This is a genomic window from Pseudomonas sp. PS01300 (assembly GCF_029960155.1).
In the GTDB taxonomy this organism is placed as follows: domain Bacteria; phylum Pseudomonadota; class Gammaproteobacteria; order Pseudomonadales; family Pseudomonadaceae; genus Aquipseudomonas; species Aquipseudomonas palmensis.
In genome coordinates this window covers 1-13,431 of record NZ_JASCPN010000024.1, presented here as the reverse complement: position 1 = coordinate 13,431, position 13,431 = coordinate 1, and the positions used below count along the sequence as shown (strand labels likewise).

Annotated in this window: 13 protein-coding genes; 5 read left to right on the top strand and 8 right to left on the bottom strand. The window is 67.6% G+C overall.

Annotated features, from left to right (window positions below):
- Nucleotides 1-46 precede the first annotated feature (46 nt).
- From QMX96_RS13750 to QMX96_RS13730, 5 genes are all read right to left on the bottom strand, one after another.
- Nucleotides 47-997, bottom strand: a complete 951-nt coding sequence (locus tag QMX96_RS13750) for a FecR domain-containing protein (RefSeq protein WP_058541246.1) — start codon at nt 995-997, stop codon at nt 47-49.
- Nucleotides 994-1,524 carry a sigma-70 family RNA polymerase sigma factor gene (locus QMX96_RS13745; protein ID WP_054915138.1) on the bottom strand — a complete coding sequence of 177 codons (531 nt, stop codon included), beginning with the start codon at nt 1,522-1,524 and terminating at the stop codon, nt 994-996. Before QMX96_RS13745 ends, QMX96_RS13750 begins: the two co-directional genes overlap by 4 nt.
- Before the next feature lie 195 nt (nt 1,525-1,719).
- Nucleotides 1,720-2,976, bottom strand: coding sequence for an OprD family porin (locus QMX96_RS13740; protein WP_254998821.1), 1,257 nt, complete (start codon nt 2,974-2,976; stop codon nt 1,720-1,722).
- A gap of 172 nt (nt 2,977-3,148) precedes the next feature.
- Nucleotides 3,149-3,676, bottom strand: coding sequence for a cytochrome b (locus QMX96_RS13735; protein WP_282361911.1), 528 nt, complete (start codon nt 3,674-3,676; stop codon nt 3,149-3,151).
- Nucleotides 3,673-4,716, bottom strand: coding sequence for a catalase family peroxidase (locus tag QMX96_RS13730; RefSeq protein WP_054915135.1), 1,044 nt, complete (start codon nt 4,714-4,716; stop codon nt 3,673-3,675). The genes QMX96_RS13735 and QMX96_RS13730 overlap by 4 nt, the downstream gene beginning before the upstream one ends.
- Before the next feature lie 131 nt (nt 4,717-4,847).
- Here QMX96_RS13730 and QMX96_RS13725 point away from each other — a divergent pair, with 131 nt between their 5' ends.
- Nucleotides 4,848-5,357, top strand: coding sequence for a sigma-70 family RNA polymerase sigma factor (locus QMX96_RS13725; RefSeq protein WP_043860914.1), 510 nt, complete (start codon nt 4,848-4,850; stop codon nt 5,355-5,357).
- Nucleotides 5,354-6,106, top strand: a complete 753-nt coding sequence (locus QMX96_RS13720) for an anti-sigma factor (RefSeq protein ID WP_054915133.1) — start codon at nt 5,354-5,356, stop codon at nt 6,104-6,106. Before QMX96_RS13725 ends, QMX96_RS13720 begins: the two co-directional genes overlap by 4 nt.
- On the opposite strand, the gene QMX96_RS13715 is transcribed toward QMX96_RS13720, so the two are convergent.
- Entirely contained in the window at nt 6,045-6,983 is a 939-nt protein-coding gene (locus QMX96_RS13715) for a LysR substrate-binding domain-containing protein (RefSeq protein ID WP_043860912.1), read from the bottom strand. The two genes, QMX96_RS13720 and QMX96_RS13715, sit on opposite strands and share 62 nt — an antisense overlap.
- A gap of 113 nt (nt 6,984-7,096) precedes the next feature.
- On the opposite strand from QMX96_RS13715, the gene QMX96_RS13710 reads away from it, so the two are divergent.
- Both QMX96_RS13710 and ppnN read left to right on the top strand, forming a co-directional pair.
- A complete protein-coding gene (locus tag QMX96_RS13710; protein WP_043860911.1) occupies nt 7,097-7,939 on the top strand; it encodes an SDR family oxidoreductase in 843 nt (280 codons plus the stop codon).
- A 149-nt stretch (nt 7,940-8,088) separates the two neighbouring features.
- Nucleotides 8,089-9,462: a nucleotide 5'-monophosphate nucleosidase PpnN gene (gene ppnN, locus QMX96_RS13705; protein ID WP_043860910.1), complete on the top strand. Its 1,374-nt coding sequence runs from the start codon at nt 8,089-8,091 to the stop codon at nt 9,460-9,462.
- An 87-nt stretch (nt 9,463-9,549) separates the two neighbouring features.
- On the opposite strand, the gene QMX96_RS13700 is transcribed toward ppnN, so the two are convergent.
- Entirely contained in the window at nt 9,550-10,185 is a 636-nt protein-coding gene (locus QMX96_RS13700) for a TetR/AcrR family transcriptional regulator (RefSeq protein ID WP_043860909.1), read from the bottom strand.
- 5 nt (nt 10,186-10,190) lie between these two features.
- Nucleotides 10,191-12,605, bottom strand: coding sequence for a membrane-bound PQQ-dependent dehydrogenase, glucose/quinate/shikimate family (locus QMX96_RS13695; RefSeq protein WP_282361909.1), 2,415 nt, complete (start codon nt 12,603-12,605; stop codon nt 10,191-10,193).
- A 159-nt stretch (nt 12,606-12,764) separates the two neighbouring features.
- Here QMX96_RS13695 and QMX96_RS13690 point away from each other — a divergent pair, with 159 nt between their 5' ends.
- The gene (locus QMX96_RS13690; RefSeq protein ID WP_282361908.1) at nt 12,765-13,328 is read left to right on the top strand and encodes a GNAT family protein; all 564 of its coding nucleotides are present in this window, start codon (nt 12,765-12,767) and stop codon (nt 13,326-13,328) included.
- Nucleotides 13,329-13,431 lie beyond the last annotated feature (103 nt).

Genomic DNA, 13,431 nt, shown 5'->3' with positions numbered 1-13,431 from the left:
AACACTGCGCTGTGCAGGTCAAGAGCCGGCCAGACAAGGCCGGCGCCTACATCACCCGCACCCAGTACCGACCATGCCGCTCGATTCGCAAATCGAACGAGCGCGCCAGCGCCGACAGCGCCGCATCACTGTCGGTCAACGAGAAGTTGCCCGACACACGCTGCTCTGCCAGCTGCGGCGCATAGGTCAGCAACCCCGGCCGGTACCGCCCCAGCTCGTCGAGCAGATCACCCAGCCGCCAGTTCTCCACCACCAGTTGCCCCAGGCTCCACGCCGCCTGGGCCGCCGACGCCAGCTGCGGGCTATCCACCCGCTGATCACTGAACCCGCACGCCTGCCCGCTCTCCAGGCGCTGCGCCTCCCCCAGCAAGGGGCTGACCCGCACCGCATGCTCGAACACCTCGACCTCGCTGCGCCCGGCCTGCTGCGCCACGCTGAAGCGCGTGCCCAACGCCTGCACCACGCCCTGCGCGGTCTGCACCCGCAACGGCCGCTGCTGCACATCCTTGCCACTGGTAAGCAGGATGCGCCCGCGCACCAGCTGAATCAGCCGTTGCCGGCTGTCGAAGCGGATGTTCACCGCCGACGCCGTATCGAGCACCAGCTGGCTACCGTCGGCCAGGGTGACGCTGCGAATTTCACCCGTGCCACTGTGCACGTCCGCCAGCAACGCCTGCGCCGGAGTACTGCGGTAGCTGGCCCAGCCACCCAGCCCCAGCCCGGTCGCCAGCAGCAGCCCCTTGACCACGCCGCGGCGGGTCAGGCCCTGGGCTTCGGCACGCTTGAAGGCATCGAACGCCAGCCCACCCGGCACACTGGCCAGTTGCCCATGCAACTGCTCGACCCGGGCCCAGGCCCAGCCGTTCTGCGGGGCACTGTCCAACCATGCCCGCCAGGCCCGTTCCAGGCCGGGGCTGGCATCGCCGGCCATGCGCTGCACATGCCAGCGGGCGGCTTCCTTGAGCGCCTGGCGCTGCGCTTCGCGGTCGTTGCTCATGGCTGCTCGTCGAAGGCGAGCAGCAGGCAGCGCTCGGTGGTCTTGTACATGTACTTCTTCACCGAACTGAGCGAAACGCCCAGCGCCGTGGCGATTTCGCCATAGGTCATGCCCAGCCAGTTGGCCATCAGGAACGCCTGGCGCGCCTTGGCGCCGCACCCGGCCAGCAGGCGGTCGACTTCGCGCAGGGTCTCGAGAATCAGCAGGCGCTCTTCCAGCGAGATCTCCTCGTACACCGGCTGGGCGGCCAGGGCCTCGAGGTAGGCCTGTTCAAGCTTCTGGCGCCGGAAGTGGTCGATCATCACCCGCCGCGCCACGGTCGCCAGGTAGCTGCGCGGCTCGCGCAGCAGGCGCACCAGCTCCAGCGACTCGGACGAGGCGAGGATGCGCACGAAGGTGTCCTGCATCAGGTCGGCGGCGCGCTGCGGGCAGCTCAGGCGCCGGCGCAGCCAGTGCTGCAACCACAGGTGATGGTGCTGGTAGAGCTGGCCGACTTCGGCGTTGGCGGGTGAGGTGGGGGCGCTCATCCTGGCGACTTCCGGGGAAAAAGGATGCAGATGATAAGCATTCCCAAGAATGTTAGGAAGAGGGCAGGTGAAATAGCGCTGGACGCATCGCGGGTCAAGCCCGCTCCCACGGGGTCTGCACCGTCCTGCAAGGCAGCGGTTTGGCTGTGGGCGGGCTTGCCCCCGCGAAAGGGCCGCCACGCGGCCCCTTGGCGATTACCACAACGCCAGCGTATACCCCACGATCAAGCGGTTCTCGTCGATATCGCTGGTCAACCCGCCACTGGAACGGAACGTCGCATTGCGCAATCGCACGCTCACGTTCTTCAGCGGCCCGCTCTGCACCACATAGGCGATGTCGGTATCGCGCTCCCATTCCTTGCCGCCGCTCACCGTCGCGGTCTGGATATGGTTGCCATTCACATAGCGGGTCATGAAGCTCAGCCCCGGCAGCCCCAGCGCGGCGAAGTTGTAGTCGTAGCGCGCCTGCCACGCATCGGTTTCGGCCTTGGTGAACACATTCACCGTCACCAGGTTGACCGAGTACGGGTCCAGCCCCGGGTAGGCGAAGTCGCCGTCCCCCGAGAGGTTCTGGTAGCCCAGGCCGAATTTGTGCGCGCCCACGCCCAGGGTCAGCATGCCGTTGAAGAAGCGGTTGTCGATGCGCCCGCCGTCCACCCGCGCAGCGGAACGCAGGTTGGCGTTGCCTTGTTCGCGGGTGTCGAAGTAGCGCAGGTCGCTGCGCAGGCTCACGCCTTCGGCCAGCGACAGGTCATGCACCAGCCCGGCGTACTGCTGGCGGTAGAGGTCGTGCATCTGCGCGTAGTAGTAGCTCAGCGCCAGGTTGGGGCGCAGCGCGTAGGTGCCGCCTGCCAGGTCCAGGTGGCTGCTCTGGACACCGGCATAGCTCATCTGGTCGTTGCTCGAGGAGTCGCGCAGGTTCTGTTTTTCCAGGCGGCCCACGTTCAGGGTCAGGCCGTCGATGTCCTGCGAGGTCAGCAGGCTGCCGTTGTAGGTCGAGGGCAGCAGGCGCACGTCGTTGATCGAGGCAACCGGCAAGGTGGGCTGCAAGGTGCCGAGCTTGAGCACGCTCTTGCCCAGGCGCAGCTTGGCGGTCAGGCCCAGTTCGCTGTAGTCGTGCGCCGGCTCCTGGCTGGCGCCGAACGGCAGCAGGCCGGTGCCCCGGTGCGCCTTGCTGGAGTCGAGCTTCAGGCCCAGCTCGCCCAGCGCATCCAGGCCAACGCCCAGGGTGCCTTCGGTGTAACCCGATTCCATGCGCAGGATGAAGCCCTGGGCCCACTCCCGCGCCTGGCTCTGGGGCGCGGCGTGCTGGCGAAAGTCGCGGCTGAAATAGAAGTTGCGGGCCTCCAGGCTGGCCTTGCTGTCCTGGATGAAATCGGCCTGCACAAGCAACGGCGCAAGCGCGGCGCACAGGCCGGCGCTGGCCGTCAGGGGACGGCGGGAAAACGACATGCAATCTACCTTTTGTTGTTGTTCTGGCGGCAGCCGCTGCTGCGGTGCGGGCATATAATTAACATATTATCTTTTTGCCCCGAAAGCCTTTGCAGGCTTGCGAGCGAAAAAAGTTAACGTGTTAACGTTATGCCCGTTGCCAGGTAGGTTGCCTGTTGCTGCGCCGGCGCGCTCAGCGCCCCGGCCACATGCTGCGCAACACGCTATCGCGGCGGACAAAACCGTGCACCAGTGCGGCGGCGATATGCACCAGCACCGTGGCAAACAGCAGGTACGCCAGCCAGCCGTGCAGGGCGCGCAGCAGGGCGTACAGGCGCAGGTCGTGGGGCGCGATGGCCGGCAGTTGCCACGGCAGCGGGTAGCCACCGGCCGATTGCATGCCCCAGCCGATCAGCGGCATGCCCAGCATCAACCCGTACAGCAGCAGGTGCGAAGCCTTGGCGGCCCACTGCTGCAGGCGTGGCAGGTCGCTGGGCAGGGGCGGGGTGGCGTAACGCAGGCGTGTGGCGATGCGCAGCACCACCAGCACCAGCAGGGCCAGGCCGATGGCCTTGTGCAGGCTGACCAGCCAGGGGTGGCGGGGCGAGAGGTCGGTGACCATGCTCACGCCGACAAACAGCATCGCCAGGATCAACACGGCCATCAGCCAGTGCAGCAGGCGCGCCAACGGGTGGAAGCGGGTGGACGGGTGCAGGTTCATGGGTGGGCCCCCAGGGCGGTTTCGCGGCTGCGCCGGTTGAAGGATTCGGCATAGGCGGCCGAGCGGGCGGCCAGGATCGGGTCGGCCGAGGCCTGGATGCCGTCGGGCAGTATCAGCGGGTCGAAGTTCAGGTCACGGCATTCGCCCTGCTCGGGCGCATCGACGTGGTCGATCACCAGGGTGCCGGCATCGACCTGCTGGCGGGTGACGGGCCAGGGGCGCGCGGGGTCGTCCACCGGGTCGTCGGCGCCGGCCAGGGTCAGGCGCAGGGTCCAGCGCAGCGGGCCCTTGGCCAGGCGTTGCTGCAGGTCGTGCTGAAGGAAGTTCCTGTCGTCGACCTGGGCTGGCAACGGGGCGAAGTCGCTGTGCGGCTGCAGGCTCCAGCGCACGTACTGCACCTTGCCCGCCGCATCCACCAGGCGAAACGCGTTGATGCTGTTGAAGGCCGAGCTGGCAAAGCTGTCGGAGGGCTTGTAGTCCCTGGCCCACTGGCGGAAGGCGGCGCTTTCGGGATGCCTGGCGAAAAACGCCTGCAGGGCCGCCGGGTCCGGCTTGCCGGTGGCCGGGTCGGGCGTCGAGGCCAGCACCTGTTCGTAGAACCCTGCGGCATCGCTGACGGCCAGCACTGGCGGGGTGTTCATGCCGGTACGCCAGCGCTGACCGTCGTCGCTGCTGAACTGCAGCGCCAGGCTGCGGGTGGCGACACTGGCGTCGGCGCTGAACGGGTTGGCGCCGCCGATGGCGAAACGTCCGATCACCGGCACTCTGGATTGGCTGAACACCCGGGCCCGCGACCAGCTGGCAGCCTGGCCGCTGCTGTCGAAATAGCCGCTCACGCACAGGCCCTTGGCGTGATTCTTTCGATAGCCGGGGTAGTGCCCGGCCTGGGCCTCGAAGGTGTCGATGATACGTTGCGGGGTCAGGCGCTGCGGGCCGATCCAGCCGGCAGCGTAGGCAAAGCTTGCGCCCAGGGCGGCGATACCCAGGCCGATGACGGCCAGGCGCAGGGTGCGGGCGCGACCGTTTAACGGAGTGCTCATGGCGGCGATCCGGTCAGTGAATGAGCCGGTACGACGCACCGCACCAGGTTTTATTCCACGCCGGCGGGAATAAATTTCGGCGGCGAGCGTCTGCCTCGTACACTGACTGCCAGCCGCCCAGAACCCCGACCATGAACGATCTTGATGACGACCAGTTGCGCGACATGCTCCAGCGCCTGCGCCGCTTTGCCTTGTGGCTGACCCGCGAGGCCAGCAGCGCCGACGACCTGGTGCAGGCCACGGTGGAGCGCGCCCTGAGCCGGCGCGGCCAGCAGCGTGGCGATGACAGCCTGCGCGCCTGGCTGTTCGCGATCCTGTACCGGCTGTTCATCGACGCCAAGCGCCGCGAGCGCCGGCATGCCCGTTGGCTGGCGTGGTTCGGGCGCGACGAGGCGGTGGGCAGCAGCACCGAGGATATCGTGCTCGCCGAGTCGGGCCTGGCCGCATTCGCGCGCCTGCCCACCGAGCAACGGGCGCTGTTGCTGCTGGTGAGTGTCGAGGGCCTGAGCTACAAGGAGGCCGCCCAGGCCCTGGACGTGCCCATCGGCACGGTGATGTCGCGCCTGTCGCGGGCGCGTGCGGCAATGCGAGAACTGGCCGAGGGCAATACGCCGCCCCCGGCATTGCGGAGGTTGAAATGAGCCGGCTGATCCCGTCCGAAGACGAGTTGCACGCCTATGTCGACGAACGCCTCGAGGCGGCGCGCCGCCGCGAGGTGGAACTGTACCTGGCAGCCCACCCCGAGCAGGCGGCGCGGGTCGAGGGCTGGCGCGCCGATGCACGCCTGCTGCGCACCGCCCTGGCCGGGCTGGCCGAGCAGCCCGCGAACCCGCGGCTCGACCCGGCAGCCGTGCGCCGCGCCGTGCGCCAGCGCCATCGCCGCCAATGGGCCAGCGCGGCGATGCTGCTGGTGGCACTGGGCATCGGTGGCCTGGGCGGCTGGCAGGCGCGCGAGTCGAGCCTGCAGGCGGGCCTCGCACCGATGGCCGATGCCGTGCAGGCGCACCGCCTGTTTGCCCAGTCGGGCACATTGGACCTGAACGTGCAGCGGCCGGGGCAATTGCAGGCCTGGCTGGGCGAGCACTTTGCCCAGGCAGGGCAGTTGCCGGACCTCTCGGCCTATGGCTTCACGCCGGTGGGCGCGCGGTTGCTCAGCAACGAGCAGGGGCCGGCGGCGCTGCTGCTGTTCCAGGATGCCAGCGGCGAGCGGGTCAGCCTGTTCCTGCGCTCGCCCGGCGAGCACTATGCGCGCATGCCCAGTGGCGAGCGGGTGGACGGCGAGTTGCAGGCCCGCTACTGGTCGCAGGGCGCCTACAACTACGCGCTGGTCAGCCCGGCAGCAGAGCCGCGTGCCGCGCAGTTGCGCCAGGCACTGGGGATTGCCCTGTAGCCGGTGCGAACAGGTCCATGAAGTGGCGTGCCTGCGGGGTGCTCTGCTCCCCCGGGCACACCATGTACAGGCCCAGCGGCGGGGTGTCGTGCAGGGCACAGAAGTGCACGCCGTCCTGACGGTTGGCCCGCGCCGCCGCCTGCGGCACCAGGGCCACGCCGAACCCGCAGCCCACCAGGCTGACCAGTGTCTGCATCTGCGCCGCCTGCTGGCTGATGCGCGGGGTGAAGCCGGCGCGTTCGCACAGGCTCAGCATCTGCTGGTGAAAGCCGCTGCCCAGGGCCGGCGGGGTGAACACGAAGTCTTCGTCTGCGGCCTCGCCCAGGTGCACCGGGCCACCGTGGGCCAGTCGGTGCCCGGCAGGCACCGCCAGCAGCAGCGGCTCGTCGAGGATCAGCCGGCTGTGCAGGCGCTCGCTCAGCCCCGGCAGCTGGCGCATGAAGGCCACGTCCAGTTCACCACCCAGCACGCCCTCGGCCAGTTGCGCCGAGGGTTGCTGCTGCAGGCTCAGGCGCACCTTGGGCCACTGCGCGCGAAACCGGCGCAGGGCCTCGAGCAGGGGCGGGTAGCCGGCCAGTGCCAGGCTGCCGATGCGCAGGTGCCCGCTGACCCCGTCGGCCACCTCGCGGGCGTGTTCGGCGCCCTGGTCCAGCAGGCTCAGGGTGGCGCGCGCGGTCTCGACGAAGGCCTGGCCGGCGCCGGTCAGGCACACCCCGCGCGAGTGACGGACCAGCAGCGTGCAACCGAGCTTCTGTTCCAGCCGCGCAATCGCCTGGCTCAGCGGTGGCTGGGCCATGTGCAGGCGTTCGGCGGCGCGGTGGATGTGCAGTTCTTCGGCAACGACGATGAACTGGCGTAACAGGCGGGTCTCGATCATGGCGGCGTCCCTGGCGCGGTGCGATATCTGACGGGTATCGGAACCGGCCTTCGATAATATTCAACTTTGCGCGGCGCGCTCGATAGGCTCGACGACTTTACAGGAGAGCGCCCATGAACTTCACCCATCGCACCTTTCTCGTCACCGGCGCCGCCCGCGGCCTGGGGCTTGCCTACGCCAGGGCCCTGGCCGAACGCGGCGCGCGGGTGGTCATTACCGACCGCGGCGCCGACCGCGCCGGCTGCGGCACCGACCCAGGCCCGGTCGAACAGGCGGCCCAGGCCCTGCGGGCGGCGGGGCACCAGGTACTCGGGCACTGCGCCGAGCTGGCCGATGAATCGGCCTGTGAGGCGCTGGTGGCACGCACTGTGGAGCAGTTCGGCGGCCTCGACGGGGTGATCCACAACGCCGGCTGGGTGGGGTACCAGCCGATCGAGCAGGTGGATGCAGGCTTTGTCGAGCGCGCCCTGGCGATCAACGTGCAGGCGCCCTTGTGGCTGTGCAAACACGCCTGGCCGCACCTGAAGGCCAGCGCCGCGCCGCGGGTGGTGCTGACGACCTCCGACCGGGCGATGTATGCGTGCTACGCGCAAACCGGGCTGGCAGCCTATGCCGCCGGCAAGATGGCGCAGCTGGGCATCATGAATGCCTTGAGCGAAGAGGGCGCCGCACACGGCATTCTGGTCAACGCGGTTTCGCCGGTGGCGCGCACGCGCATGTGGGGCGAGGAGGGCGAGCCGGATGACCTCAAGCCCGAGTGGGTGGTGCCGGGGGTGGTGTACCTGGTGTCGGACGCGTGCCAGGTGACGGGGCAGGTGCTGCGCGCCAGCAACGGGCAGTTCGTGGCCACGCGCTTCGAGGAGCAGGCGGGGGTCACCTACCCGAGGGATCTGCGCGGGGTCGAGGCGCAGCAGCCCGAGCAGGTGGCGCAGTGCTGGGCGGCGCACGGAATCTGAGGCATCGCCGGGGGATCGCGCCTACTCTTTCAGGCAGACCGTTTGCCATTGCGACCGGCCACCTGATAAAACCTGTATGCAGCATTGCGTCAGGCGTTAATACCCCGATGCCACAGCCGTTCGCTGGCGTCGTACATATGGAATCCAGAATGACCCCAAGACACGTAATCAACGCATCTGTCAGCCCCAAAGGCAGCCTGGAGACACTCTCCCAACGTGAAGTGCAGCAACTGAGCGAAGCCGGTTCCGGCAGCATCTACACCCTGTTCCGCCAGTGCGCCCTGGCCATCCTCAATACCGGCGCCCACGTCGACAACGCCAAGACCATTCTCGACGCCTACAAGGACTTCGAAGTCCGTATCCACCAGCAGGACCGCGGCGTGCGCCTTGAGCTGCTGAACGCGCCGGCCGACGCCTTCGTCGATGGCGAAATGATCGCCAGCACCCGCGAAATGCTGTTCAGCGCCCTGCGCGACATCGTCTACACCGAAAGCGAACTGGACCGCATGGGCATCGACCTGGAAAGCTCCCAGGGCATCACCGACTACGTCTTCCAGCTGCTGCGCAACGCGCGCACCCTGCGCCCGGGCGTGGAGCCGAAGATGGTGGTGTGCTGGGGCGGCCACTCGATCAGCACCGAGGAATACCAGTACACCAAGAAGGTCGGCCACGAGCTGGGCCTGCGCAAGCTGGACATCTGCACCGGCTGCGGCCCGGGCGTGATGAAGGGGCCGATGAAGGGCGCCACCATCGCCCACGCCAAGCAGCGCATGAGCATCGGTCGCTACCTGGGCCTGACCGAGCCGGGCATCATCGCCGCCGAGGCGCCGAACCCGATCGTCAACGAGCTGGTGATTCTGCCGGACATCGAAAAGCGCCTGGAAGCCTTCGTGCGCGTGGGCCACGGCATCATCATCTTCCCCGGTGGCGCAGGCACGGCCGAGGAGTTCCTGTACCTGCTGGGCATCCTGATGCACCCGGAAAACCGCGACCTGCCGTTCCCGGTGATCCTCACCGGCCCGCGCAGCGCCGAGGCGTACCTGCAGCAGCTGCATGATTTTGTCGGCGCCACCCTGGGCGAGGCGGCCCATGCGCTGTACGAGATCATCATCGACGACCCGGCCCAGGTGGCGCGGCAGATGACCGAGGGGCTCAGGCAGGTCAAGCAGTTCCGCCGCGAGCGCAACGATGCGTTCCACTTCAACTGGATGCTGAAGATCGAAGAGGGCTTCCAGCGCCCGTTCGACCCGACCCACGCCAACATGGCCAGCCTGCAGCTGAGCCGCGACTTGCCGGCACACGAGCTGGCGGCGAACCTGCGCCGGGCGTTCTCCGGGATCGTGGCGGGCAACGTGAAGGACAAGGGCATTCGCCTGATCGAGGAGCATGGGCCATACGAGATCCATGGCGATACCGCGATCATGCAGCCACTGGACAAGCTGTTGCAGGCGTTCGTGGAGCAGCATCGGATGAAGCTGCCGGGTGGGGCGGCGTATGAGCCGTGCTACCGCGTGGTGAGTTAAGGCCTATCGCGGGTCAAGCCCGCTCCCACAGGTGGCAGATGATCCTGTGGGAGCGGGCTTGACCCGCGATCGCCGGCGACGCGGTGTTCAATTCTGCTGCAAACGCCTGAGCACCAACCCGGTCAGCTCATCGATCATCGGCCGGAACGCTTCGGCCGTGCAGTGCTGCCCGAGCATCACGGTGCGTGTGGTGAGGTGCGAGAACAGCGCATCGAACAGCACGTGCGGCAGTTCCGACAGCGATGCATCCGCGGCCACTGCCCCTTGCCCGCGCTGGCCTTCGAGCAAGCGCAGAATCAGCGAATGCCATACCTGCGGGCCATGCTCGTACCAGGTCTGGCCCACTTCGGGCACATGCGCCGTGCCATTGACCACCAGGCGGTAGAACGCCACGTGCCGCGGGCTGGTGACCACCGCCACCAACTGGTCGAGGATCAGCCGCAGCCCCTCGGCCAGCCCCACGGTGCTGGTGTCCAGCTGGCGCAGGTCGATGATGAAGTCGTCGCACAGGTACTCCACCACCGCCACCAGCAGCTCGTTCTTGCTGCCGAAGTAGCGGTAGATGGTGGCCTTGGAACCGCCTGCCGCGGCGACGATGGCGTCCATGCTGACGCCATCGTAGCCGTGCTCCAGAAACAGTTCGCTGGCGGTCACCAGCAGGTTGCGCCTGCGCTCCACACTTCGGCTCGTAGGGGAAGTCGGGGCACGGTGCAACGGGGTCATGGGCGCTACTCTTTGTCAGGGAGCGCGTACGCTATCACGTAATCCCCGCGATCTGGAGACTGGCGCGCACCGCCGGCCACCACCACCACGTACTGACGGCCCGAGCGCGGCGACACGTAGCTCATCGGTGTGGCCTGGCCGCCGACCGGCAGGCGACCCTTCCACACTTCCTCGCCCGTGGCGATGTCCAGTGCCCGCAGGTAGTAGTCCTGGGTACCGGCATAGAACACCAGCCCGGCACCGGTGCTCACGCCGCCGCCCAGGGTGGGCATGCCCAGCGGGATCGGCAGGTTGGCACGCACGCCATTGATCACCGCGTCCTGCACCGTACCGGCCGGACGTTCCCAGACCTGCTTGCGGGTTTTCAGGTCGATGGCGGCGAACACGCCCCATGGCGGGCTCTGGCAGGGGATACCCAGTGGCGAGTTGAAGGCCTTGTGGTCGATCACGAACGGCGTGCCGTCCATCGGGTAGGTACTGCCCACGCCGTGCCCGGACTCGAGGTGCGACAGGTCGACGTTTTCACGCTTGACCAGCTTGACCACCTGCGGGATGCGGATGTCGTTGAGGAACAGGTAGCCGTTGCGCTCGTCGATGGCCGCGCCGCCCCAGTTGAAGCCACCGTAGTAGCCCGGGTAGATCAGGGTGTCGCGGGTGCTCGGTGCGGTGAATTCACCCTCGTAGTTGAGTTCGCGGAAGTTGATGCGGCACATCAGCTGGTCGAAGAAGGTCGCGCCCCACATGTCCTGTTCGGTCAGCGGTTCGGCGCCCAGCGCCGGCATGCCTACCGAGTAGGGTTGGGTCTTGGCTACCCAGTCGCCTTCGGCATGGGCCTGGGGCACGGTTTTTTCGACCACGTCGGCAATCGGCTTGCCGGTGCGACGGTCGAGCAGGAAGATCTGCCCGCGCTTGGTCAGCTGGATCAGCGCGGGGATCTTGCCGCCCTTGCCGTCCGGCACGTCGTACAGCGCCGGCTGGGCAGCCACGTCGTAGTCCCAGATGTCGTGGTGCACGGTCTGGAAGGTCCAGCGCTCGCGGCCGGTGGCCATGTCCAGGGCAACCACGGCAGACGAGTATTTCTCGGTCAGCGCCGGGCGATCGCCACCCCAGAAATCGGGCTGCTGGTTGCCGGTAGGCAGGTAGACCAGGCCCAGTTCGTCATCGAACGCCGGGGTAGACCACATGTTCGGCGTGCTGCGGGTATAGGTTTCGCCCTCCGGTGGCAGCTTGGTGATGGCCGGGTTGCCCAGGTCCCACGCCCACACCAGTTCGCCGGTGTCGGCGCTGAAGGCACGCACCACGCCTGACGGTTCGTCGGTGGAGCGGCCATCGAAGACCCAGCCGCCGAGGATGATCAGGTTGCGTGCCACGGTGGGCGCGGAGGTGTAGGCGTAGTACGGCACGCCTTCATCCACCAGGCCCAGGCCCTGGGTCAGGTCGACCGAGCCCTTGTCGCCGAAGTCTTCGCACGGCTTGCCGGTGTCGGCGTCGATCTCGATCAGCCGTGCATCCATGGTGACCTGCACGATGCGCTTGGCGCACACACCACCCGTGGCGCGTGGGGCGGGTGCCAGGTCAGCGAACTGGAACGGCTTCTGGACCTTGGCCGGCTCGTAGTAGCCAAGGCCGCGGCAGCGGTTCCAGGTCTTGTCGTTGGCGGGCTTGGAGTCGAAGGTCCAGCGCTCCTTGCCGGTGTCGGCATCCAGCGCGATGACCTTGCTCAACGGGGTGCAGGTGTACACCGTGTCGGCGATCTGGATCGGCGTGTTCTGCGACTCGGAGGCGCCTTCGGCGATCTCGCCGGTGCGGTAGGTCCAGGCCACCTGGAGCTTGTCGATGTTGCCCTTGTTGATCTGGTCCAGCGGCGTGAAGCGCGTGCCCTGCGGGCCGTTGCTGTAGTGCTGCCAGTCCTGGGGGGCGCCGGCCGTGGTGGCCGGGGTGTCGAGCACCGGTTCGGTGGTGGCGTGCATGACCCCGTGCGGCACGAAGGTCGAGGCGCCGCCGGCCACCAGGGCCAGCCCGAACAGGGCGGCGCAGGCATGGCTGAGGCCACGCTGACGGCCGCCGGCCAGGTACGGATGCAACACCGCCGCCACCAGGCCGATCACCAGGAACGGCGCCAGGCGCGGCACCAGTGGCCAGAAGCGCAGGCCGACTTCCCACAGCGACCAGATGACGGTGGCGCCGAACACCAGCGCCATCAGGCCGGCGCCCAGCGGCTTGCGCCGGGCATAGAGCACACCGGCCAGCAGCATGCCCAGGCCGGCCAGCAGGTAGTACCACGAGCCGCCGAGGGTGGCCAGGCGCACACCGCCGACCGCCAGGGCCAGGCCGCTGAGGCCGAGCAGGGTACCGAAGATGTAAAAGGCAAGGCGAGTTGAAGCAGGGGCAGGGGCCCCCGGGTTATCTGTGTTTTTCATTCCTGTTTGTCCATGACACGACCCCAGCTGCGCGGGCATGGGGGCGTGGATTCATGTTTAGTACTGTACGGTACAGTTTTATTTTGAACCTGTTCAGGCGGCAATGAAAGACAAAATGTCGCACCGGTGAAATTTTTTGTGACAATCATCGGGATCAGGATGAACAGCAAGGGGAGTGCAGGCATGGTGTTGCAGGTGGTGGCGAGTACGCCCAGGACGGTGGTGGTGATGCCGGATGCGGCGTTGGCGCCGTGGGTGAACCAGGCGTTGATCGACAGCTTTGTGCTGCACCAGCCGTTTTTGCCGTGGGCCAAGGCCGCACCGGCGTTGCAGGACACGCGCAACAACCTGCGCCAGGCGTTGCTGGACCACGCGCGGGTGGCGGCCGAGAAGCGTTACTTCATTCTCACGGCCGATCAGACCGCGGTGATTGGCTGTGCGGGACTGCACCCGGACCCTGCGGGCGAGCATGCGCATGTGCTGGGGTACTGGGCCAACGTCGGGTACAGCGGGCAGGGGTTGATGAGCGAAGGCATCGGCGCGCTGCTGGCGGCGCAGGATTTCGGCACCCTGCGCCTGACCGCAGCGTCGGTGAACGGCGCCAGCCATGGGCTGGCCAGGGCGCTTGGGTTCGAGGTGGTGCGGGTGGTGGAGGGTGTGCGCGATACACCGTGGCATGGGGTGCATGACACCTGGATATTCGAGCGCAGGGTTGAGGGATGATTGAGGCGGGGCTGCCTTGCATCCCATCGCGGGTCAAGCCCGCTCCCACAGGTATTGCGATGTTCCTGGGGCCGGCGCAGTACTTGTGGGAGCGGGCTTGACC

Coding starts and splice junctions, on each gene's coding strand:
- QMX96_RS13750 (WP_058541246.1), bottom strand. CDS start 997: ATGAGCAACGACCGCGAAGCGCAGCGCCAGGCGCTCAAGGAAGCCGCC.
- QMX96_RS13745 (WP_054915138.1), bottom strand. CDS start 1,524: ATGAGCGCCCCCACCTCACCCGCCAACGCCGAAGTCGGCCAGCTCTAC.
- QMX96_RS13740 (WP_254998821.1), bottom strand. CDS start 2,976: ATGTCGTTTTCCCGCCGTCCCCTGACGGCCAGCGCCGGCCTGTGCGCC.
- QMX96_RS13735 (WP_282361911.1), bottom strand. CDS start 3,676: ATGAACCTGCACCCGTCCACCCGCTTCCACCCGTTGGCGCGCCTGCTG.
- QMX96_RS13730 (WP_054915135.1), bottom strand. CDS start 4,716: ATGAGCACTCCGTTAAACGGTCGCGCCCGCACCCTGCGCCTGGCCGTC.
- QMX96_RS13725 (WP_043860914.1), top strand. CDS start 4,848: ATGAACGATCTTGATGACGACCAGTTGCGCGACATGCTCCAGCGCCTG.
- QMX96_RS13720 (WP_054915133.1), top strand. CDS start 5,354: ATGAGCCGGCTGATCCCGTCCGAAGACGAGTTGCACGCCTATGTCGAC.
- QMX96_RS13715 (WP_043860912.1), bottom strand. CDS start 6,983: ATGATCGAGACCCGCCTGTTACGCCAGTTCATCGTCGTTGCCGAAGAA.
- QMX96_RS13710 (WP_043860911.1), top strand. CDS start 7,097: ATGAACTTCACCCATCGCACCTTTCTCGTCACCGGCGCCGCCCGCGGC.
- ppnN (WP_043860910.1), top strand. CDS start 8,089: ATGACCCCAAGACACGTAATCAACGCATCTGTCAGCCCCAAAGGCAGC.
- QMX96_RS13700 (WP_043860909.1), bottom strand. CDS start 10,185: ATGACCCCGTTGCACCGTGCCCCGACTTCCCCTACGAGCCGAAGTGTG.
- QMX96_RS13695 (WP_282361909.1), bottom strand. CDS start 12,605: ATGAAAAACACAGATAACCCGGGGGCCCCTGCCCCTGCTTCAACTCGC.
- QMX96_RS13690 (WP_282361908.1), top strand. CDS start 12,765: ATGAACAGCAAGGGGAGTGCAGGCATGGTGTTGCAGGTGGTGGCGAGT.